Origin of the sequence: Leptospira venezuelensis, assembly GCF_002150035.1 — a bacterium.
Classification (GTDB): Bacteria; Spirochaetota; Leptospiria; order Leptospirales; family Leptospiraceae; genus Leptospira_B; species Leptospira_B venezuelensis.
Genome location: NZ_NETS01000011.1, coordinates 468,802 through 491,611, shown reverse-complemented (window position 1 = coordinate 491,611; position 22,810 = coordinate 468,802). Strand labels below are relative to the sequence as shown.

The window sequence follows — 22,810 nt, the reverse complement described above, 5'->3', positions numbered from 1 at the left end:
AGTTTTAATCTAATTTAGACTTAGATGCTGCTAGTAATGCTTCTGCTCTTATTTTGTTTCCATTTTTGTAATGTAATTTACTTAAATGTTCTAAATTTTTGGAATGAGTCGGATCTCTCATTAGGAGAACTTCTCCAAAATCGATTGCCTTCTCGTAATTACCAAGTCTTGCAAGTGCGTAAGAAACCCAAAGATAAACAGCGCTATCATCTGGATATTTTTCCAGATACTTTTGTCCTTCGGAACCAACGTAAATATAATCCTTCTCTTCTATCGCGTTTCTGAGTGCTCTTCTGCGATTTGATTTTTCAGAAATTGCATCTGGTGCCTGCTGATTTTGAAAAGGATCATCTAAAATATCTGCGACTGAAGTCATCTCTTCCTTATAAGAGATTCTTACAAGGCTCAAATCGTCTATGATATCTCCTCTAGATTGGATCAGGGATTCAATTTGTAGTAGCTCTCCCTTTGCTTCCTCTACATCTCTTAAAAATGCTCTTTCATCTTCATTGATGATGTGATTTCCGTCTTCGTTGATCCCAAGTTGTACATCATCTCTCCCATCGGAGCCGATCAGTATGACGTCATTCTGTTTAAGCTGTAGTGTTTGTACTACGAAAACTTCTTCCGGATCTTCTACTCCTACTTTTCTTAACATTCCATTTTCGGATAAGAAGTCTGCTCTTCCATCTCTGTACATTACCACTTGAGGATGTTCCGCGTTTACGAAATACATTAAACCCGATTCTTCATCTACGATCCCTACTACCATGGAGATTAACATTCTTCCATCAAAGGAAACGAAAACACTTTTTAATTCATGGTAACATCTTCTGAGCCAGTGTTCTGGAAATAGATCCTGCATCTCTAAGGTGTTTTGTGTTCTTGTAACTATGGTTTTGAAAATGGTTCCCATGATGAGAGCTCCGCCGGCTCCTTGCATGGATTTTCCCATTGCATCTCCATTAAAGAAAACTAATACGGATCTACCTTTTAATTTTAGGGAATATACTGCGCATAAGTCCCCGCCCAATTCGCCCTGCCAATTTCTGAATTGGAATCTTTTCTTTTGTCGGCATAGTATTTCTGCTCTAACTATATCGCTATGTCCGTAGTTTCCTGCGAGTGGCTGCATCAACTGAGAAGTTAAAAAGTAATCTCCATCTTGTTGGTGCTTGAGTTCCTTGATCTCGCTGAGGCTTTTTTGAAGGTCATTGGTCCTTTGGCGTACCTTCTCTTCAAGACTTGCATTTAGCTCTTCTACCTCATTATGGACGCGAACGAAACGGTTTGCCAATATGAATGCGATTCCTAGAATAAATGCTAGGAACGTAAAAGGCATAATTAAAGCTGAATTGATAAATCTATTTGTTACCGCGTAGTCGTGGATACCGCCGAGTACGATGAGTGCCACTCCACCTAAAAGTAGTCGTGCGTCAGAATTACCTTTCCAGGCAGATCTTCCTGTGATGAAAGAAATATAGGGGACAACCAAGATTACTGTGAGTCCAGCTACAATTGTAAGTAATAAATCTCGAATATACTGATTTACGAATATATCTAAGATTCCAACGATTCCATAAAGAGCAGCAGAATACACTGCAAATTTAGGATGTTTCCCTTGAAAGAACCTTGCGATGAATAACAGAAGGCTTCCTATAAACATCATCAAAGAGAATTGGTCTACTTTGGATTGTAATTGTCTATGAGATCCAAAAAGAATCTCTGCAGTAGAATTATTTGTAAGATGGAATATGGAGAAGAAGATTGCGTATAATCCGAAATACAGATTAAATATATCGCTTGGTCTCCGGATGGCTAAAAGAAGATGATAAAGTCCGACGCTGATGTAAATTGCAGCAAGTAAGAATGCTACACTCAACTCTAATCCAAATTTTTTAAAAATAGATTCGGAAAGCCCTAAGGAAACTTTAGGGCCACTCCAATGGAATGGTTTTCCTGGAATTGTGCATATCTTTGCATAGATATAATTTTCTCCGCCTGGACGAAATGCAGCAGCAGGGAGTACGGAAACGATCCTACCATCTTGCCCCGAGAGATATGGATCTCTTCTTCCTGTTTTTCCAATCAGACCCAATTTAGATGTTTCGTTTAAATAAAATTCTGCAAAGTCTGAACTATGGCCTGAGTCGATAGCAACTGAGGTTTGCCCGTTCATCCAAGCACGGACCTTCTCAGGTAGCGCATGACGTATAGAAATACATCCATCAAAGTTTTGGTAAACTTTACTAACCTTATAAACGTTGTCTGACCTGAAATCAAATGGAACAGTGATCTTAGTTCCTTTTTTAAAATCTGGATTTGTATTATTATCAGAGATGAATTCCCATTCTCCATCCAAAGAAAGAATAGAATCTTCTGCGATCCAAGAGGCTCTTTCGCAATTGCCAATAGAAAAAACTAGGCAGAATATAAGAAGTTTTTGTGAGACAAATCTGTGTAAAATAGATGGAATGCGAAAATTCAGTTTGGTCATTACGATTCTTGTAAAAAGTCTGCTGCAGGGTATAATACCCCGATTTATTGGCAAGAGCTAAATCCTAAGACGTAGCATGATTGTAATTTTCGACCCAGAAAGGTCGGAAAATTATTGAAAACTCAAAATATCTCTTAACGTGTAAATCTTTCGCAGAGTAATTCGACTCTTTTATGTAATACTTTCGTTTTGGGGAGGTCCGCAGAAAGTCCTTCTAAGGCCAGGAAAAACACTTTTGCAGTTTCTTTATCCCCTAATATTTGTTCCGCGAATTTGATAATTTGGCGCTCATATTTTTGAGTGCTTTTGGGAGATAGTTTAGAACAGGTTTCATAAAATTCTGATGTCTTTGGCTTTCCTTCTATTTTAGCCCAGGGTTCGATCAATACCAATTCACAGATGCGGATGAGTTTTTGTTTGGAAGAAATATTTTGGCTTAAAACCTTCTCCGCTGCTTCGTAACTGCCTTGTAAGGTGTAATCGAAAATCCCTTCGTACAGATCTTCTTTACTTTTGAATTTTAAATATAGAAGGGGACGGGACAAATTCGCCTGTTTGGCAATATCGTCCATAGAAGTTTTAGAATACCCGAATTGAAGAAAACAATATAAGGCAGCGTCCAAAATTTCCTTTTTTCTTTCCTCGTCTAAAAGTGATACCTTTCGAGTCATAAGATTATTTGACAAATTTATAAAAAAATGTCAACTTTATCTCGATTGCCAGGTCTGAAAAATCGACAAGTTAGATTGAAATTGTCAAAATGTAAGAAAGGGTATCTTTCGATTTCGGGAAAGACTCATTCTAAAATAGGAAGTAATAAATAATGAAGAAGGAACATAGCTATAGAAAGTGGCTCTTCACGGTTCTGGTTTTAGTGATGGGAGCATCATTTTTTTATACCTGCCAAGCAATGGGTAAAAAAGCAGATGGAGAAAGGCTGATCAGAATGCAAAGTTCTCCTCAGTGGAAGGATGGGCAATTCGTAAATCCTCAACCCTTGATCAACGATTTCTGGATGGCATTAGGTTCTATGTTCCGACAAAGTGTGGACGTAAATCCCAAGGATCCTGTTCCAGTTGTTTATGTAGAAAAATCAAGATTTTCTGAATTACCAGAGTCTGGTTTGAGGGTAACTTGGTTTGGACATTCTTCTTCTTTGATCGAATTGGATGGAGTTAGGATCTTAACTGATCCTATTTGGTCGGACAGAACTTCACCTTCTTCATGGATAGGTCCAAAAAGATGGTATCCTGCTTTGATCTCTTTAGATGATCTTCCGGAGATAGACGCTGTATTAATTTCTCACGATCATTATGATCATATGGATTTTGGGACTATTACCAAACTGAAAGATAGAAAAATATTATTTGTAGTTCCGCTTGGTTTAGGAGCGAATCTTTCGTATTGGGGAGTTCCTACTGAAAAAATTGTGGAGTTGGATTGGTGGGAAACAAAAAAGATCAACGGTCTCGAAATAATAAGCACTCCAGCAAGACATGCATCCGGTAGATACCTTCTCGATAATGATGAAAAGCTTTGGTCTAGTTATGCACTTCTTGGACCTAAACATAGAGTTTATTTCTCGGGAGACACAGGTTTATTTCCTAAGATGAAAGAGATTGGAGAAAAATACGGTCCTTTCGATCTGACTATGATAGAAACAGGACAATATAACCAAGCTTGGCCTGACTGGCATATTGGACCGGAGCAAGCAGTAATCGCTCACACTCAGCTCAAAGGAAAAGTGTTACTTCCGATACATTGGGGACTGTTTGCGCTTGCTTCTCATGGATGGACAGAGCCTATCGAAAGAGTTTTAGAAAAATCTAAAGAATTGGGTGTTACGGTGATCACTCCTAAACCTGGAGAAAGTTCGGAACCTGGTTTACAAAAAGATTATATTGCTTGGTGGCCCAAACTTCCGTATAATTCCGCCAAAGAAGACCCGATCTTATCCAGCCAACTGGAAGAAAGCACAGCGAGTGGAGAAGTAATTAAATGAAATTAAGAGTAATCATCACAGGTTCCACAGGAATGGTGGGTGAAGGTGTCCTATTAGAATGCCTAGAAGATCCCAACGTTGAAAAAATACTTCTTTTAAATAGAAAACCCTACGGTATCAATCATCCGAAAGTTGAGGAAGTCCTACATTCTGACTTTTCAGATATTTCATCGATTAAAGACAAGTTGAAAGGATATAATGCCTGCTTTTTCTGTTCTGGAGTTTCTTCTATCGGATTAAGTGAAGAAGAGTTTTTTAAGCTGACTCATACATTGACATTGAATGTAGCAAGTACCTTGGCTTCTTTGAATCCTAGTATGAGCTTTTCTTATATTTCAGGGGCAGGCACGGATAGCACTGAAATAGGCAAAACAATGTGGGCAAGAGTAAAAGGTAAAACTGAAAATGATCTGTTAAAACTTCCCTTTGCGAAGGTGTATAATTTCCGCCCAGGATATATGCATCCCACTCCAGGAGCAAAAAATACTTTGTCTGCATATAAGTATATTGGTTGGAGTTTTCCTATCCTAAGAGTGATTTTTCCTAAACGTGTTTCTACTTTGAAACAACTTGCAGTTGCGATGATCCGGGCGAGTGAAAACGGTTATAGTAAGAATACTGTAGAAGTGGAAGATATTCTGGAGTTATCTAAGGCTTAGTATAATCTTTTAGTTTTTGCTTGCAATTTTTCTGAAAATATTCGGACTTCAAATGGATGTCTAAGTCGGCCGGAAAAGTACCGTTAATCCATTTGTCCGAAATTTCGGAGAATGTAAGGGAAAAAATATTTTATGCGGGTAGGCTGGAAGACCTACCACCTAGTTTTTCCGAGTATAATAGTTCCCATAGGCATTCTTATTTTGCAGTTTTCTATTTTTCAGAAGGAAAAGGAACTCATAAGATCGATTTCCAAAATTTTAAAATAGAAAAGAATTCAATCTTCTTCTTGAAGCCTGGACAGGTCCATTCTTGGAATTTTGATAAAAAGCCAAAAGGATTCGCTTTGAAGATTAGTCCTGATTTTTATTTGGAACAGAATGAAAAGAATTCTGAACTTAGAAATTATCCATTTTTTGGATACGAACCTGGGCTTTCTAAAATCATTTTAAAAAATATTACTAAGTTAAAGTCAGATTTTTCAAGATTAATTGCAGAATTTGAAGAAGGTTCCGAACCCAAAATTCTATTCCTACTAACCCAACTGATCTTATTACAGATCAGAAAAGAATACGATACTTCTTCCGAAATATTTATTAAGAAAAATCGACCTGTTTCAGAATTCCAAAGTTTATTAGAGAGACATTTTCTAAAGGAGAGAGGGACTTCTTTTTATTCCAGACGATTAGGTCTGGCACCGAATACTTTAAATCGGTTATGCCAAAATATTTTAGGAAAATCAGCAAAATCTGTGATCCATGACAGAGTTCTTTTGGAATGTAAAAGATTATTGATCCATTCCGATCTAAATATCACTCAGATCTGCTTCGAGTTGGGATTTATTGATAATGCTTATTTTAGCAGATATTTCAAAAAGCTAACAGACGTCACTCCCGAACAATTCAGGGAGTCTGGACGAAAAACACAATAAAATACATCTTTCGTCCATTTACTTTCTTTAACAGATTTCTTATTCTTCTTTATGAATCCTCGGATTCATATTAGGAGATTTTAATGTTAGAAAAGTTTTTCTCAACAGAACCGAATTTACTTTTTACGGTAGGAAGATTGGTCTTAGGAATCGTGATGATACCTCATGGTGCTCAGAAATTATTCGGCTGGTTTGGTGGTTACGGTTGGAGTTCCACTTTGGGATTTTTTTCTTCCCAAGGAATTCCGACTGTAATTGGCGTTCTTGTGATTTTGGCTGAATCTTTCGGAGCCTTGGGTTTAATTTTAGGATTCTGCACTAAATTATCCGCTTTTGGGATTGGTATAACAATGTTAGGAGCAGCGATCTTTCAGAGACAAAACGGATTTTTTATGAATTGGTTTGGTAACCAAGGAGGAGAAGGGTATGAATACCATGTTTTGGCGATGGGGCTCGCGTTTATCTTAGCTTTCTCAGGAGGAGGTGCCTATTCCTTGGATGGTCTTTTGTCTGAAAAATTGAAATAAATTAAGGAAGATGGTTCGGTTTTCAAAAATTCATTTGGAAACCGAACATATTAAATATTTATGATTTAGATCTTTCTATCTTGAATTCTTTCCATCCTAAATATAAGTTTCCCCAGCCAGATATTAAGAATCCGATACCGGTCCAAAATACGATCGTAAATATTCCGATCAAGGGGAAGAATAATACGAATATCGCAAAAAGTAAGGTTGAAATTCCTAAGACAATAACATATCCCCAATGAGAGTTCTTCAGTCTTCTTATTTCGATAGAAAAAGATATTAAGGAAACCGATCTAAAGATTAATAAAAATCCGAATACGAAGGGAAGTGTAACCGCCGTGATCTCCGGATGAATGAATAATAGGGAACCGATCACAAAATCTAGAATTCCTACCACTAGATTCCATATGAATATCTCGGTGTATTTTCTATTATACAGTGAAAATAAGATATGGCTTACCCCTGTTGCGGCTAATATGAAGGAAAAGAAGAGGGCTAATACCAAAAAACTTTGTCCAGGAAATAGTATGGTTACGATACCGGTCGCAATCCAAATACTTCCGACCAGCATTTGGAGCCACCAGTGTTTGGATTCTTGTATTGTTATGCTTGTCATAAAATGTCTACTTGTTGTATTCGATAAGAAAAACCGGCGAACTTGAAAGCGATTCGCCGTCTGTTATAAATTTCTTCTCTGAGGCTTCCGTTAGTTAACCCCAATCTTTACGGTCTTTTTGCTGGATTCAATTTCCTTTTTTGGAATGCTAAGTTTTAATACTCCATTCTCGTATTTAGCGGAAATTTTTTCCTTAATAACGTTTTCTGGTAGAGTGAATGTTCTGCTAAAGGAGGAATAATTGTATTCCCTCTTACTATAGGATTTTTCCTCAACCTTAGATTCGGATTTTTTTTCCGCACTTACAGTGAGTTGGTCTCCATCCAAATCGATCTTAAAATCTCCCTTTTCCAACCCGGGAGCTGCAAAATCCATTTCATATCCTTCCTTACTCTTAATCACGTTTACGGCAGGCATGTGATGGAAAGAATTTCTATTCAATACGTCGTTCCAGGATTGAAAGAAATGATCCAAATTGGAAAGGTTCAAAAAATGATCCGTCGATTTCATAATATCGTTCATCGGGATTCTCCTTTTACAGAAGTTTTAGATCAATTTCGGGGACGAGTCAACCATCGACAGGGGAAACTACCCCTTATAATTGGAAAATGCAATCCTGCAGGGTATTCAGTATTATTTTGATTGCAGATGAACTGGGACTAAGTAATCTAACGACGATTTGTTCTATTATATAACGATCCATGGAAAATGAAAGAAGACTAAAAAAAGTTTTGGATAATATGCCTATCCTCTTCTTTTCCTTGGATGAGAACTTTAGGCCTGTTTCCTGGAACTATGAATGTGAAAGAGTTTTAGGATTTTCTTCCGAAGAAATTCTGAACGATAAAAACTTCTCCTTTAAAAATCTTATCCAGGTAAAAGAAGAAGGGGAGTCATCAGCATTCAATCCTGAACTTTTGAACTCTGATTTTAAAAACTGGGAATTAGATCTAATTTCCAAAGAAGGCAAATCCAAGTTAGTCTCTCTTTCTAATATTTCTTCAGAATTTCCTCTTTTTGGTTCTACGAATTGGTTTGTTGGAGTTGATATCACAAGAACAAAAGAGATAGAAAGAGAATTAACAAGTTCCTTAAAGGAACTTTCTGATTTCCAAACTGCACTAAATGCAGTGTCGATTGTAGCGATCACGGATAGGGCTGGAACGATTATTTATGTAAACCAGAACTTTTGTGATATCAGCGGATTTTCTAGAGACGAACTTTTAGGTCATAATCATCGTATCATCAATTCAGGTTATCATCCTAAGGAATTTTTTGTAGATCTATGGAAGACGATTGCCAAAGGAAAAATTTGGCAGGGAGAGATTAAAAATAAAGCCAAAGACGGAAGATATTATTGGGTGGATACGACTATTTCTCCTATCTTGGACATTAATGGAAAACCTTACCAATATCTCGCAATTCGTAATGAGATCACCGAAAGAAAGGAAACGGAGGAAAAAGCAAGGCACGCTGAAAATAATCTGAAAATCTTACAAGATAGGATGAGCCCTCATTTTCTTTTTAATACTTTAAGCATTATCCATTCTTATTTACAGACAAATCCTGGACTTGCGGATTCTGCTATCTTAATGTTAGCTGATAATTATAGATTCTTAATGGATCAAGCGAATCTGCAGCTTGTTCCATTTGATATAGAATGGGAATTTATGGAAAATTATCTCCAACTTTTAAAACTAAGGTTTTCCGACTTCTTAGAAGTGGAATCGGAAAAATTGGGAAATTTTAAACAATGCCAGATCCCTCCTTTGACATTGCAACCTCTTGTGGAAAATTCTTATATTCACGGTTTAAGAGATAGAAAAGGAAAAGGGAAAATCAGCGTCAAAGCCTCTATCGAAGATGGAAAAGCTTTGGTGACCATACGAGATAACGGAAAAGGATTGAGTGACGCAAATATTCATTCTAGAAGTATTGCAAACATCTCCGAACGTCTCAAATTTTATCTTTACGATTCCGAAGTAAAAATTGAAAATCATCCAGAGGGTGGCGCGATCGTCACAATCGGTTTTAAATCCGCGAAAAATTAATACGATGGCAGAATGGAAAACACTAATCGTTGAGGACGAGGCGCCTACCAGGGAACTACTCGTTAATTATTGTTTAGCTAGACCGGAATTAAAATTAGTAAAAGTCGCGAAAGATGGAGAAGAGGCTCTTGAATATCTCCAAAATGAAGAATTCCATCTTGCGTTTTTAGACATCAATCTTCCTATTCTTTCCGGTTTGGATATTTTGGAAAAACTGGAAAATCCTCCTTACATTATTTTTATTACCGCTTTAAGAGATAAGGCGATCGAGGCATTCGAATTCGGTGTGATAGATTACCTACTCAAGCCGTTTTCAAAGGAAAGATTTTTTAAAGCAGTAGATCGTGCCTTGGAAATTCTGGGAAACGAAGTAGATAAACCTTCTAAAAATGTTTTTAATGAGCATGGACTATTTATTTTAGAGAAGGAAAATCATTTTCTCATTCCGTACGGAGAGATCATTTATATATCTTCCAGAGATAATTTCAGCGTAGTTCATACTGAAAAAAGGCAATATGTTACCTATAAATCCTTAAAAAGTTTAGAGCAAAAACTTCCGCCAGGAAAGTTTTTGAGAATATATAAACAATACATAATTAATCTGGAAAAGTTGTCTCATTTACAAAGTGATAATATGGGAAATTACTCAGTTCATTTAAAGGATGAGGACGAAACACAACTTCCAGTCGGAAGAAAATATATCTCCAAGATAAAAGAACTTCTCTAGTTTCCCCCTGTAATTTTGCCGTTTAATAACGGATTTCCCCGTATCCCATCTCAGCCATTGACCTCATAAAGAAATTTATTTATTCTTTTCCCTTTACAGCAAATTAAGTAAGAATCACACCAAAAGGGGAATATCAAGTGGAGAAGCAGATAGAAGATCGTCTCGCAAGTTTACAATTTTTAGGAGGAGTGGGGACAGTTACTGGCTCTAAATATCTCATAAAAGCATTTGGAAAATCGATCTTAATAGACTGCGGACTTTTCCAGGGGGAGAAAAAATTAAGACTTCTTAACTGGGACTCAGACCAGTTTTTTCCTACAGAAATAGATCATATTCTTCTAACCCATGGACATTTGGATCATTGTGGATATTTACCAAGAGCAGTCAAAAAGGGATTTAGGGGCAAAATTTTCGGCACTAAACCAACATTAGATGTAGCTAATATAGTTCTAAAAGATAGTGCAAAACTCCAGGAAGAAGACGCAGAATTTGCAAATTCAGGTGGATATTCGAAACATAGGCCTGCTCTTCCTTTGTATGATAGTGACGATGCCGAAAAAACGATCAAACTATTTGAGGCAGTGGAAATTGGAGAATGGTTCGATCTGGAACCAAATATAAAATTTCGTTTCAGGTATAACGGACATATCCTGGGAGCAAGTTTCATTGAGTTGAAGATTGGAAACAGAACTCTTATTTTTTCGGGTGATATCGGAAGAGATGAAGATCCTCTTCTTTTTCCTCCGGAAAAACCAGAAGACGGAGATATTATTCTAATTGAATCAACTTACGGAAATCGAATCCACAGAGGAAATCCAATCAAACGTTTAGCCCAGTTGATCCACGAATTTTCCACTTCTAAGGGAACTATCGTAATTCCGTGTTTTGCCGTAGAAAGAATACAGGCAGTCATGTACCTGATCTGGAAATTGATGAAAGAAGGTGAAATCCCTAATATTCCGGTCTATATGGACTCTCCTATGGGTTCTAAAGTTTTAGATTTATTTAATATATATGGAAGTGAATGGCATAAATTAAAAGAAGATGAATTAGCCGAACTCAAAGAAGATATACTCTGCATTACCGAGTCTTCTGAGACCAAAAAGGTCGTAAACAAAAGAGGCCCTAAAATTGTGATCGCAGGAAGTGGAATGGCCACTGGAGGCAGAGTGCTTTCTTATATGGAACATTCATTAGGAGATCCCAATTCTTTGGTTCTGTTCGTTGGTTACCAAGCAAAGGAAACTAGAGGTAACAAACTATTGAGAGGTGATACTGAGATAAAGATCCGAGGTAAATACCATGAGGTTCGATGCGATGTGCAGAATATTGACGGACTATCCGCTCACGCTGATCAAACAGAACTCATCAATTGGTTATCCAAGATCAAAAAACCACCTAAACAAGTTTTTATTGTGCATGGAGAAGAGGATGCGAGCAGAGTTTTAAGTAACCGTATCCATAAGGAATATAACTGGGAAACAAGGATCCCGGAAAGAGGCGAAATTTTCGAATTCGAAGTAGAATAGCGGATTTGGGGCCTTGGATTTTCACCCTGGAAATCTGCAGAAAACCGCCTCAATCGGTAGGATCTCCCACCGGCCCTTGACCTTTATTCTTTTCTCACGTATGGTAAAAACATCGAGATATAAAAGGGACTTAAAACATGACCAGCGCAGTAAAAATCGAAACTGAAACAAACCGAGTTTTACCAAGAGAAATTTTCCCAAAAGAAAATATTCTCCACCACCATGAACTTAATTTTACCCGTAGGAAGATTTCTAAAAATGAAATCTTATTCTCTCAAGGAGAGCAGGCCAACGGATTTTATATAGTCGAGACCGGTTCCATCCGATCTTATAGATCCTCCGGTTCCGGCGAAAAACAGCATACATTCAAAATTTATCATCCGGGAAATTGGGTGGGCATCAGAGATGCTGCCATTGGCGGAAATTATTTACATCATGCAGTTGCGCTTGTTGAATCCACTGTTCTGTTCGTCGAAGAAGAAGAGCTACGCAGATTACTAAACTGCGATTCTGAATTCCAAAACTCAGTATTTAGACAAGTCACTATTGAAGCTGTGGAAGCAGAGAATAAAATCTATTCTTTGGGAACTCGCCAGGTGCACGCTAAACTTTCAGAATTTTTACTACAATTATCAGAATCCCAAGACTCGGAAGAAGATCTTCCATTCACTCGTGAGATCATGGCTTCCATGATCGGTGTGACTACAGAGACCTTGGTACGTGCCTTGGCTGATTTTAAAAGCAGAGGTTGGGTGGAGATAGACAAAAGAAAAATAGTGATTAGAAATGAAGAGGCTCTTCTTCGTTTATTGGATTAAGTATTCGAACCTTTTCTAAATTAAAAATTAAAGTTTTTTAAAATGGTCCGATATGATCTTCAAACCACTCTCGACTTTCAAATAAATCGGGTCCAACTAAAAGGTGAACTTTTTATTCCGAGCCAGGCCGCATTTTTAGCGATTATAGTCTCGGATGAAAAAGACGATAAATTTGCAGATCGATTTTCTAAGATGAGAAATTATCTGAATGAAAGGGGAGTGGCTACTCTTTTTCTAAAAGGTTTATTAACTCAAGAAGAAAGGGAGATACATGCAAATCGTTCCGATACGAATCTTTTGTCGGACCGCCTTTCCGAGATCACTAGGCAGATCAAAAATATTGAAGGCGCAAATTCTTTAAAAATATCTTATATAGGTTCTTCGGCAATTGCGGGAAGGATGTTCCGTGCAGCGGGAAGTTCGGATTCTCCTGTGGAAAGTTTGATACTGATTGGGAACGGTCTTCAGGAATATAGTGGCAAGTTTTTGAATGCTTCGGTGTTAAATATTTTAGGAGAACTGGATTTTACGGGAAGAATAGTCAATCGTTCCGTTCTTTCGAAGATACAGAGCTCTGTTAAAAAAGTTTATTTTGTGCCTGGGTCTCCCAGCCATTTTGAAGATAATACTAAGTGGTTTATGGTATCAGAAGCAATCCAAAGATGGTATCTATTCCCTGAAAAAAGATCCAGGGAATTTTCTGAATTTTAAGATTTAATGATGGTGGTGGTGATGACCACCTTCTTCCATTTTCCCTTCTGGCATAGAATGGTTATGAGTATGATTCATTCGGAATAACATTAACGAAATAGAAAGAAGTATAATCGCAAAACCTGCGAGTTTAAGTTTGTCTTTTCCAAATTTTGCTAAGATCATTCTAAATCCTAAACCGAAACCAAAAAGTAATGGGAAGGTTCCTAAAAAGAAGAAGAACATACTTAATGCACCAAATGCAGGAGAACCTGTTGCAAATGCCATCACGAATGCAGGATATAAGATCCCACAAGGTAGAAATCCAGTCAGCATCCCAAACATAAAACCGATAACTAAACGGGAGCCTGGACTTTTATTCTCTCTGGATTTTAAAAGTTTGGATCCAACTTTAGAAAATATCTTAGAGAAAAATTTATTTTGAGTCCAATCTTTTTGGAATAGAATTGAAAGTCCAAAGAGTAGGATGAATGCTGCTCCGAACCAAGCGGCAAATTCTTGAGCCGGTAGTAAAAGAGATAGACTTTGGTTCGTAACCTTTCCCAGAAATCCAAAGCCTAAACCGATAGAGGTGTACGAGACAAGCCTTCCTATATTATACAAAGTTTGTAATAGAATAGGACTCATCTTTTTGTCTGAAGGGGAAAGTGTGAGGTTTAAACTTCCTGCCAAGGGACCGCACATCCCCAAACAATGGAAAGAGCCTGTTAGTCCGTTTAAAAAAGATCCAAATAATATCGCAGAAGTAAGTTCCATAATATACTCCTAATTCGATTTTTCCTGTTTGTCTTCTTCAAATAACATTCTGTATTTAGGTCCTTCTATGTCTTCATATTGGCCTGACTTAATATTGAGAAGGAATACGTAAAATGCTCCGAAAGAGATCACAAGTGCTATCGGAATTGTCAGATATAAAGCGTTCATGTAAATACCCTATGCTTTAAAGAAATTGAATTTAGAACTACGGTTAGAGAGCTTAATGTCATAAAGCCAGCGCAGATCACTGGAAGCATTAATCCGCTTGCTGCTAAAGGGATCATTATAGAGTTATAAACTAAAGAAAGGCATATGTTTTGAAGAATAACCTTTCTTGTTTTTCTTGCGATCAACACTGATTTTGGAAGTGAGTCTAATTTATCTTTTACTAGAATAATATCCGATTTATCTAACGAGAGGTCCGAGCCCATTCCCATGGAAATTCCGAGGTCCGCCTGAGCGATACATGCGGAATCATTGATCCCGTCACCGACCATAAGAACCACTTCTCCAGATGACTGGGCCTCAATAATCCTTTCCTTCTTTTGGATTGGAGTTAGGTTCGCCTTATAATTCTGTATTCCCAATTCTTTGGAAAGTGTTTCCACTTTGGAAGGGATATCTCCAGATAATATTTCCATATTAGAAAAAAGTGATCTTAATTCTTGAAGAGATCCTTTTGCTTCTGCTCTTGCTTTATCCCTAAATTCCCAGGCTGCTAAAGGGATTCCATTTTCGGAAAGGTGGACCCATCCGTCGTTTTCAGGTTTAGTTTCCCAAGCAAAACTTTTCTTTCCGATCCTGTAGATCTTGTCCTGGAATTTTGCCTCCATTCCTTCCCCAGGAATTTCTTTGTAGGAGTTCCATCCTGCGGATTCAAACGCATAACTACTGGATATATTATTTACGGGGATTTTCTCCAAGGATTGAGATACTTGGTTTGTGAACGCTTCTATAATGGATTTTGCTATTGGGTGAGAGGACTTGGATTCTAATTTAATTGCTATCTCTCTGAGTTTAGATGGATTTTCGTATAAAGCAAAATACTTCTCATCATTTAATTCTAATTTTCCTGTGGTCAAAGTTCCGGTTTTATCAAAGAAGATGCGATTTGCCTTTGCTAAAATTTCTACAGATTCAGGATTTTTGACAAGCACTCCTTCTTTTGATTGGAGTAGATGGCTAATGACTAATGCTGCTGGAACACTTAAGCCTAAGGCGCAAGGGCAGGCAACGATCAATACACTGATAGTATTTAAGATTGCCTCTTCCGTGAAATAAAAATTTAACCAATAAATAAATGTACCGATTGCAACAAACAAAACAACTTTTATAAATATCGCTGCTAGTTTATCCGTGCTTCTTTGGATTTTTGGTTTTGTTAATAAAGAATCTTCTAATATTCGGCCGATTTGTGCCAATGAACTTTCGTTTGCGTTTCCTTTTGCTTGGAATTTTACATCCGTAGTAAGTGAAACTGAACCAGCTTTTATCTCTGCACCTTTTGACTTTCGGATGGGTTTACTTTCTCCAGTCAAAACGGATTCATCAAAAAATGCAGTCTCGGATTCTAAAATACCATCTACCGGTACTTTACTTCCTAAAGCTAATCTGACCAAGTCTCCCTTTTCGATCGAAGAGGCGGAATGTTTAGACCAGATTCCTTTTTTAGAAACTTCATATTCTTCAGGAAGGAGAGAGAGTAATTCTCCTATTTTAGCACCCGCTTTATATCGGATCATTGCTTCAAAGTATTTTCCAAGCAAGATGAAGAAGTAAATGGTGCAAACGGAGTCAAAATAAACTTCTCCTTTTCCTGAAATGGTTACATAGATACTGTAGAAGTAGGCGAGACTAACTCCTGCGAATAATAATGTATCCATCCCAAGTAGTTTTCTTTTCCAGGATTCGTATGCTCCCTTCCAGAAAGGGTAGCCAGAGTAAAAATAAACAGGAGTAGCGAATATCCAGGAAATATAATGGAATAAATTTTTAATATTGAATTCCATTCCTTCGAAATAGCCAGCATAAAGACTTGCGGAGAATAACATTATATTTCCCCAGCAAAAGCCTGCTACTATCATTCGCATGCTTAGTTCTCTGAACGGTTTCTCTACTTTCGATTCTGCTTTTAGAGGCGAATAAAGTTTGGCCTTGTATCCCAAACCTTCGATCGTTTTGATCATTTTTCCAAGTGTGATCTTAGAAAGGTCGAATCCTACTTTAAGCCTTCCGGTTCCGAAATTGATCCTTGCATCTTTGACTCCCTCTGTTTTTGTAAGAACAGTTTCAATTAGCCAAACACATGCGGAACAATGTAGGTTTGTGATTGTGATATAAACATTCGATTCCGGGCCATTCTTCTTTTCCAAATATTCAGAATATACGGATTCATTATCCAGTTCTTCTGAAGAGAATTTTTGGCGTTCTGGATCGATTGGTTCTAAGGATTGGGTCCCTCTGATTTGGTAGAATTGGTCCAATCCGTTTTCGAGTAATAAATGAGAGATTTCTGCACATCCGTTGCAGCAATATTCTCTTTCAGCTCCTTGTTCTGTTCTGCGTATGGATACTCCGTCAATTTCAGTATTACAATGAAAACATAATGTTTTGTTTTCTAATACTTTCAATGGATTACCTTAACCGAAACAGTCTTTTCCAAGACTCCTTCGGGAGTTTTAGCAGAGATAGAAATTCTCCATTCTCCCGGGAAAGGAATAGAGAGTATTCCTTTGTAATTTCCAGGGGAAGTTTCCTTAAATGTAACGCTCTCATTGAACTTTTCAGTTGCTGTCTTGTCCAACTGGACTTGGATTTGAGCGCCCTGGATTTTTTGTTGTCCATGTTTAAATTCCAGCTGGAGTTCTTGTTTTCCTGATTGGAGGGAGCCCGGATTTTGGATCCAATCGGCTTGGAATCCGTAGCCGTTCTCTATCATTTTTCTTTGAGACAGAATGGACTGTTCGTATTTAAGTCCTTTTTCGTAATAGTTAGAATCGATAGTAGGGGTATGTCCTGCCAATGCAAGTTTTACCGTAAAAAACGTAGCTACGAACATTGCCAGGAATGCGATCTTGATGGCCCAAAATGCTCTTTTTAAACTAACGTCCATGAACTATCCTCTCATCATTTGGTAATTTCCATCCGGATATAGAAACCGGAAGTAAGAATGGAACTGTCTCCGATTTCGAATATTCAAAATCCTGAATGTCCATCACTTTTAGCTTAATATCATGACTTCTTTTTTGAGCATCTTGTTCTGCAATTTTGAGTTCTATAAGGAGTCTGTATCTGGCATCTGAATCACCTTTTAGTTCAACAATGGCTTCTTCTGTTCCGCCTACGAGTATCTTTCTCTCTCCCTGAAGATCGGAACTTTCTATTTCGAATTTTAAGGTTCTGTCCTTAGGAGTTAAATTTTGCATTTGTACTTCGTAGAAATTCCGAACAACACCGTTTTGGACTATCATCGGCTGTATGTTTCTATCCGGAATTACAGATAAATATAGTGGGACTCTGCTGGATAATAAGATCCCGATGGCAGAAATTGTAAGAATTAAGAAAAGAGCATATACTACTGTTCTTGGGCGGATCCACTTGATAGGAGATCCTTTTTGGGAAATTTGATTTTCAGACCAATATCCAATCAGTGATTTTTTGTCTTCCTTGGCCATTTGTTTTGTGCATGCGTCTGAACATTTTCCACAGGCGATACACCAAGGATTCGCTCCTTCTCTGATGTCTATCCCTGTAGGACATACTACTAGACACATATTGCAAGCGGTACAATCCCCAATCTTTGTAGTTCCTTTTCTTCTTGGTTCACCTCTTACATAATCATAAGTGATATTGACTGAATGATTATCCATCATCACAGTTTGGAAACGTGCATAAGGACATCCATATTTACAAAATTGTTCTCGAATGAATGCTATATCTGCATACATAGCAAATGTGAAAAATCCAAGAAATAAGGACCAGGTCGGAAAGTTCGCATTAGGATTTTTGAAATAAGAGATCATTTGGTATGGATCCGCAAAATATGAGATCCACGCAAAAGACGCTGCAAAACTGACTAAGATCCAAGCTACATGAGTTAAAACTATCAGAGCTCGGTTTGCGTCTTGTTTTCCGTATTTGGAATTTTGGATCTTTCGTCCAATCCAATCGAAAATATCCGAATAGATCGTTTGTGGGCAAGCCCATCCGCACCAAACTCTACCAATTAGAGTAGTGAAAAAGAAAAGGGAAAGTCCTGCTGAGATCAAGAATAGATGAAGAAAGTATCCTTCTTGAGGAATAAAAATATTACCGAATAGAAAAAATTTTCTATCCGGTATATCCAATCGGATAACTTGAAATCCGTCCCAGCGAATCCAAGGCGTTATAAAAAAGAGAAGAACCAAGAATACCTGGACGTAATTTCTTGCGGTCCTTATCTTTCCCTGCATTGGTCTTGAAATGATCATTTTGCCCCTCCTTATGATCCTCTGAGACGGTTGAATTTATTTGGAAGATTTAAGCTCCGGGTTTTTGGAGGCTAACCATGCAAGCACTTGGTATACTTTTTCGGAACCCAATGAGTTCTCGTGTGCAGGCATAGGCCCTCTGTTCAATTTAGCCCTTTCTACTGAAATTCCTTTCATAACGGTTTCATAAAGTTCAAGATCCGTATTTCCATGCAGCCATTCTTTATCCATTAGATTTGGGCCGACTAAGCCTTCTCCAGTTGGACCATGACAAGCAACACAGTAGGTTTGGAACGTTTTTTGTCCCGCACTGATCGCATCTTGATTTCCTCTGAACGGATTAGATCCATCTTTGGACTCTACGGCAACATTACGGTTTGGAAATTCTTTTTCATATTCCTGTATTTGAGCAGCGTAATATTCGTTCGTTCCCCAATCTGAAAAAACGTGGAAGTATACAGCATAAAATCCCGCGAAGATTATACATCCTAAGAACACCCATTTCCACCATTCAGGAAGAGGATTGTCTGCCTGTCTGATCCCGTCGAATTCCTTGTTAGGATCGCTCATATTAATCCTCCTCCAGCATTCTGAATTTAGGTTTTTCCATTCTTTCCTTTCTGGAACTTCTATATACGTATAAGATAATCGTAAAGATGGAAAGCACCAGGATTGGAAGCCTTAACGATTTATAAATTTGTAATGTATCTAAATCCACATTGCGCCTCACTGTAAACTTTTAGATAATTCGGCGGTATCTCTTCCTAATTTCAGAAGATAAGCGATAAGAGCATCCCCAGCCGTTTTACCTGCTAATAGAGAAGGAGCGGAAGAAATATCTTCTTCTGTATAAGGAACTCCTATCTTTTGAAGACCTCTCATATGGTCCGCGATCTTAGAAGCGTCAACGATAGAAGATTCTTCGAACAACCAAGGATAAGCAGGCATGATAGAACCTTTTGCAGTATCTCTAGGGTTGATCAAATGTGTCTTATGCCATTCCGCAGACGGTTGGATCTGTGATTCGTGAGCAAGATCTGGGCCTGTTCTTTTGGATCCCCATAAGAAAGGGTGGTCGTAAACATATTCCCCAGCTTTGGAATATCCATCTTTGCCATAGGAATGTCCTGGATCGAAACGATCTACTTCCCATTTGAAAGGACGTATCATTTGAGTATGGCAATTATTACATCCTTCCTTTTGATAGACATCTCTTCCTGCCAATTCCAGCGCGTTATACGGCTTTACGTTTTGAATGGGCTCTGCCGTCTTCGTGAGAAAGAATGGAGGAACCAATTCAAATAGTCCGCCGATCAAAATAGCGATCGTGGTATAAAGTGTGAACTTAACTCCGTGTTTTTCCCACTGATCTGTAAAACCGGAGAACCAATCCAGTAATTTGTCGAACCAATTCATACAGTTTTCTCCTCTTTTGATCCGATCCTTAAATCGATTTCCTTAAATCCGGAGCCGGCGGTCAGGATAGTGCGGATAACATTATAGATCATGATGAGTAGTCCGATCAGATAAAGACCACCTCCGATACCTCGGAATAATCTATAAGGTTTCAAAGTTTCAGTAATCTGTACCCAGTTCGGGAATTTTAATGCACCTGTTTCGTCTATCGCTCTCCACATAGATCCTTCAGTAATACCAGATACCCACATGGATACGATATACAGTAAAATCCCGAGTGTTGCGACCCAGAAGTGAGTGTTTGCAAGTTTTTCTGAGAATAGATTCGTATTCCATAATCTTGGCACTAGGTAATAAATAACTGCGAATGACATCATTCCCACCCAGCCTAAGGTTCCTCCGTGAACGTGTCCAATAATCCAGTCAGTATTATGACCTAAACCACTGACCGCTCTAATGGAAAGAAGTGGACCTTCGAATGTAGACATACCGTAGAATGTAAGCCCAACTAAGAGCATTTTTAAAGTGGCATCAGTTTTGATTTTCTCTTTGGCCTGAGTCAGAGTCAAAAATCCGTTCAACATTCCTCCCCAAGAAGGCATCCATAACATGATACTGAATACCATACCTGTGGTTTGTAACCAATCAGGAAGAGGTGAGTAAAGTAGATGGTGAGGACCAGCCCAAATATATAGAAAGATCAAACTCCAGAAGTGAATAATGGAGAGTCTGTGGCTATAGATAGGTTGTTTGATATGTTTAGGAAGATAATAGTACATTAGTCCCAAAAATGGAGTTGTAAGAACGAATGCAACGGCGTTGTGTCCATACCACCATTGGATGTTCGCGTCATACACACCGGAGTAAACCGAATAGGATTTAATCCAACTAACCGGAATAGAAAGGTTATTCACTATAAATAGGATAGGGATGGTGACCCAAGATGCGATATAGAACCAAATCGCAGCGTATAGTTGCTTTTCTTCACGCGTAAAGATCGTTGCGAAATAATTGATTAGGAATATCACAAACCAGATCACGATCATAAGATCCAAGGGCCATTCCAATTCGGCGTATTCTTTGGATTGGTTTAAACCTAAAGGTAAAGTGATCGCTGCTGCGATTATCGTAAGGTTGTAAAGTGATAAGTGAAGATATGCGAGTTTATCACTCCATATCCTGACTCTACAAAGTCTTTGTACCGTGTGATAACCTGTTGCGAATATGATACTCAATGCAAACCCGAAAATAGCCGCATTCGTATGCAAAGGTCTCAGCCTGCCGAAAGTGAAGTAGGGTCCGAAATTTAATTCAGGATATACCATTTGGAAAGCGACCCATACTCCCACAAGCATGGAAGCCACACCCCAAACCAATCCCGATATCAAAAATCCTTTGACGATCGTATCGTTATATTTTTGTTCTGAAGAACTCATTCTTGATCTCTCCGGTTTTTTCCGTGAAGGATAAATTCCATATTCAGATTGGAATGTCGAAACGCAAGTAATCCGACTTTTTCTTCCTTCGAAACGGTCTTGATAATTGTCAAGAGGATGATGGAGATCTAAATTAGAATGTCAATAAATTAGTGTTTAATGAAATTCTAATGTATACTAGAATGTGTATTGGTTTTTTCGATTTTGAGAATTAAAATCCTTTGAACCGTTCGAATGCTTCTCTTTCCAAAGATTCTCGATGGTTTGGATGGGCAATTTGTGTAAGTAGTTTTGCTCTTTGTTTTAGATTTTTGCCGTAAAGATCGGCAATTCCGTATTCAGTGATTACATAATGAACATTTGCTCTTGTGGTGGTTACGCTTGCGCCAGGTTGTAGAATTGGAGCAATTCTTGATTTTCCATGAGAAGTTACTGAAGGAAGTGCTATAATCGGCTTACCACCTTCTGAAAGAGAAGCACCTCGGATAAAATCCATCTGTCCTCCCACTCCAGAATACTGTCTGGTTCCGATAGAATCCGCGCAAACTTGTCCCGTAAGATCAACTTCGATAGCAGAATTGATTGCGGTTACTTTAGGATTTTTGCGAATATTAGCAGTGTCGTTGATATAACCTATATCTAAAAATACAACTTCGGGATTATCATCCACAAAATCGTATAGTTTTCTAGTTCCCATTACAAAACCAGTTACTATCTTTCCTGGATGGATTTTTTTATTTTTTCCAGTGATAATTCCTTTTTCTACCAATGGAATAACACCGTCTGAGAACATCTCTGTATGAATTCCAAGATCTTTATGATTTAGTAAACAAGTAAGAACTGCGTCCGGAATGGCGCCTATTCCCATTTGAAGAGTGGCTCCATCTTCTACAAGACCAGCAATATATTCTCCTATTTTACTTTCTACTTGATCCGGTGCAGTATGTTTTGATTCTAATAAAGGTATATTACCTTCTACTAATTTATGGATCTTATTTATATGAATAATTCCATCTCCGTGAGTTCTTGGCATAAAACGATTCACTTGAGCGATTACAATGCTCGCTGAATCTACGGCTGCTTTGCTTATATCGACTGAAACTCCTAAAGAACAAAACCCATGTTTATCAGGAGGGGAAACTGAGATAAGAGCCACATCCAACGGAAGTATCTGTTTTCTAAAAAGTGAAGGGCACTCGCTTAAAAAGATGGGTAGATAATCCGCTCTTCCTTCTTTCACAGCTTCTCTCATGTTTGCGCCTACGAATAGAGCGTTTGTATGAAATGAAGACTCCATTCCATTTTGTGCATATGGAACTTCTCCTTCCGTATGGATGTGGACCATCTCGATATTTTGTAATTCGGAAGCTCTGGCGCTTAATGCTTCTATCAGGAGTTTTGGAGCAGCATATACACTGTGAATAAAAACTCTTTGGCCGTTTTTGATCTCTGAAACCGCTTCTTTCGGGGAAACAAAATGTAAATCCATATCGGAAGAATTTTGTAATTTTTGCTAACTAGAAGTCAAGGGACAAAATTTTGGAGAATGTGTTGATATTTCTTAAGTTTTGACATTTAGAGGAATATAAGAAGAAGGTCCGCTGGATCCAAAAAATCCCTAGAATAAGGGAGAACCTTGCTACTTCTATTTCTTTCCTGAATGTTCA

General features: G+C 38.1%; 23 protein-coding genes. 9 read left to right on the top strand and 14 right to left on the bottom strand.

What is annotated here, in order from left to right; genetic code table 11:
* Positions 1-4: 4 nt before the first annotated feature.
* Positions 5-2,497 carry a SpoIIE family protein phosphatase gene (locus tag B1C82_RS18485; protein ID WP_086449057.1) on the bottom strand — a complete coding sequence of 831 codons (2,493 nt, stop codon included), beginning with the start codon at positions 2,495-2,497 and terminating at the stop codon, positions 5-7.
* Positions 2,498-2,631: 134 nt separating this feature from the next.
* Positions 2,632-3,168, bottom strand: coding sequence for a TetR/AcrR family transcriptional regulator (locus tag B1C82_RS18480; RefSeq protein ID WP_086449056.1), 537 nt, complete (start codon positions 3,166-3,168; stop codon positions 2,632-2,634).
* 152 nt (positions 3,169-3,320) lie between these two features.
* Between B1C82_RS18480 and B1C82_RS18475 the strand changes: the two genes are divergently transcribed.
* From B1C82_RS18475 to B1C82_RS18460, 4 genes are all read left to right on the top strand, one after another.
* Positions 3,321-4,499 (top strand): MBL fold metallo-hydrolase, encoded by a 1,179-nt coding sequence (locus tag B1C82_RS18475; protein ID WP_086449055.1) that lies wholly within the window; start codon positions 3,321-3,323, stop codon positions 4,497-4,499.
* On the top strand, positions 4,496-5,158 hold the full coding sequence (locus B1C82_RS18470) for an NAD-dependent epimerase/dehydratase family protein (protein ID WP_086449054.1): 663 nt from the start codon (positions 4,496-4,498) through the stop codon (positions 5,156-5,158). The genes B1C82_RS18475 and B1C82_RS18470 overlap by 4 nt, the downstream gene beginning before the upstream one ends.
* A gap of 56 nt (positions 5,159-5,214) precedes the next feature.
* Complete coding sequence (locus B1C82_RS18465) at positions 5,215-6,087, top strand: AraC family transcriptional regulator (protein ID WP_086449053.1); 873 nt, start codon at positions 5,215-5,217, stop codon at positions 6,085-6,087.
* Positions 6,088-6,170: 83 nt separating this feature from the next.
* Complete coding sequence (locus tag B1C82_RS18460; RefSeq protein ID WP_086449052.1) at positions 6,171-6,614, top strand: DoxX family protein; 444 nt, start codon at positions 6,171-6,173, stop codon at positions 6,612-6,614.
* A 58-nt stretch (positions 6,615-6,672) separates the two neighbouring features.
* Here B1C82_RS18460 and B1C82_RS18455 read toward each other — a convergent pair whose 3' ends face one another.
* Together B1C82_RS18455 and B1C82_RS18450 are read right to left on the bottom strand one after the other, a co-directional pair.
* Positions 6,673-7,230, bottom strand: a complete 558-nt coding sequence (locus tag B1C82_RS18455) for an HdeD family acid-resistance protein (protein ID WP_086449051.1) — start codon at positions 7,228-7,230, stop codon at positions 6,673-6,675.
* A 90-nt stretch (positions 7,231-7,320) separates the two neighbouring features.
* A complete protein-coding gene (locus B1C82_RS18450; protein ID WP_086449050.1) occupies positions 7,321-7,752 on the bottom strand; it encodes an Hsp20/alpha crystallin family protein in 432 nt (143 codons plus the stop codon).
* A gap of 179 nt (positions 7,753-7,931) precedes the next feature.
* Between B1C82_RS18450 and B1C82_RS18445 the strand changes: the two genes are divergently transcribed.
* The 5 genes from B1C82_RS18445 (at position 7,932) to B1C82_RS18425 (ending at position 13,066) form a co-directional block, all read left to right on the top strand.
* Positions 7,932-9,281, top strand: a complete 1,350-nt coding sequence (locus B1C82_RS18445; protein WP_086449049.1) for a PAS domain S-box protein — start codon at positions 7,932-7,934, stop codon at positions 9,279-9,281.
* Between the two features lie 4 nt (positions 9,282-9,285).
* On the top strand, positions 9,286-10,008 hold the full coding sequence (locus tag B1C82_RS18440) for a LytR/AlgR family response regulator transcription factor (protein ID WP_086449048.1): 723 nt from the start codon (positions 9,286-9,288) through the stop codon (positions 10,006-10,008).
* A 137-nt stretch (positions 10,009-10,145) separates the two neighbouring features.
* Positions 10,146-11,537: an MBL fold metallo-hydrolase RNA specificity domain-containing protein gene (locus tag B1C82_RS18435; RefSeq protein WP_086449047.1), complete on the top strand. Its 1,392-nt coding sequence runs from the start codon at positions 10,146-10,148 to the stop codon at positions 11,535-11,537.
* Positions 11,538-11,674: 137 nt separating this feature from the next.
* Positions 11,675-12,355, top strand: a complete 681-nt coding sequence (locus B1C82_RS18430) for a Crp/Fnr family transcriptional regulator (RefSeq protein ID WP_086449046.1) — start codon at positions 11,675-11,677, stop codon at positions 12,353-12,355.
* 42 nt (positions 12,356-12,397) lie between these two features.
* Positions 12,398-13,066, top strand: a complete 669-nt coding sequence (locus B1C82_RS18425; RefSeq protein ID WP_086449045.1) for a dienelactone hydrolase — start codon at positions 12,398-12,400, stop codon at positions 13,064-13,066.
* A gap of 3 nt (positions 13,067-13,069) precedes the next feature.
* Here B1C82_RS18425 and B1C82_RS18420 read toward each other — a convergent pair whose 3' ends face one another.
* The 10 genes from B1C82_RS18420 to B1C82_RS18375 form a co-directional block, all read right to left on the bottom strand.
* Positions 13,070-13,822 (bottom strand): sulfite exporter TauE/SafE family protein, encoded by a 753-nt coding sequence (locus B1C82_RS18420; RefSeq protein WP_086449044.1) that lies wholly within the window; start codon positions 13,820-13,822, stop codon positions 13,070-13,072.
* Between the two features lie 9 nt (positions 13,823-13,831).
* Complete coding sequence (gene ccoS / locus B1C82_RS18415) at positions 13,832-13,990, bottom strand: cbb3-type cytochrome oxidase assembly protein CcoS (RefSeq protein ID WP_086449043.1); 159 nt, start codon at positions 13,988-13,990, stop codon at positions 13,832-13,834.
* The gene (locus tag B1C82_RS18410) at positions 13,987-16,452 is read right to left on the bottom strand and encodes a heavy metal translocating P-type ATPase (RefSeq protein ID WP_086449042.1); all 2,466 of its coding nucleotides are present in this window, start codon (positions 16,450-16,452) and stop codon (positions 13,987-13,989) included. The genes ccoS and B1C82_RS18410 overlap by 4 nt, the downstream gene beginning before the upstream one ends.
* Complete coding sequence (locus B1C82_RS18405; protein WP_086449041.1) at positions 16,449-16,934, bottom strand: FixH family protein; 486 nt, start codon at positions 16,932-16,934, stop codon at positions 16,449-16,451. The genes B1C82_RS18410 and B1C82_RS18405 overlap by 4 nt, the downstream gene beginning before the upstream one ends.
* Complete coding sequence (gene ccoG, locus B1C82_RS18400; RefSeq protein WP_086449040.1) at positions 16,924-18,291, bottom strand: cytochrome c oxidase accessory protein CcoG; 1,368 nt, start codon at positions 18,289-18,291, stop codon at positions 16,924-16,926. The genes B1C82_RS18405 and ccoG overlap by 11 nt, the downstream gene beginning before the upstream one ends.
* Positions 18,292-18,327: 36 nt before the next feature.
* Positions 18,328-18,861: a cbb3-type cytochrome c oxidase N-terminal domain-containing protein gene (locus B1C82_RS18395; protein WP_086449039.1), complete on the bottom strand. Its 534-nt coding sequence runs from the start codon at positions 18,859-18,861 to the stop codon at positions 18,328-18,330.
* 1 nt (position 18,862) lies between these two features.
* Positions 18,863-19,009, bottom strand: a complete 147-nt coding sequence (locus tag B1C82_RS18390; RefSeq protein WP_020768294.1) for a cbb3-type cytochrome c oxidase subunit 3 — start codon at positions 19,007-19,009, stop codon at positions 18,863-18,865.
* 8 nt (positions 19,010-19,017) lie between these two features.
* On the bottom strand, positions 19,018-19,707 hold the full coding sequence (gene ccoO / locus B1C82_RS18385; RefSeq protein ID WP_086449038.1) for a cytochrome-c oxidase, cbb3-type subunit II: 690 nt from the start codon (positions 19,705-19,707) through the stop codon (positions 19,018-19,020).
* Positions 19,704-21,143, bottom strand: a complete 1,440-nt coding sequence (ccoN, locus tag B1C82_RS18380) for a cytochrome-c oxidase, cbb3-type subunit I (protein ID WP_086449037.1) — start codon at positions 21,141-21,143, stop codon at positions 19,704-19,706. Before ccoN ends, ccoO begins: the two co-directional genes overlap by 4 nt.
* A gap of 211 nt (positions 21,144-21,354) precedes the next feature.
* Positions 21,355-22,632: an acetyl-CoA hydrolase/transferase family protein gene (locus B1C82_RS18375; RefSeq protein ID WP_086449036.1), complete on the bottom strand. Its 1,278-nt coding sequence runs from the start codon at positions 22,630-22,632 to the stop codon at positions 21,355-21,357.
* Between the last annotated feature and the right edge of the window lie 178 nt (positions 22,633-22,810).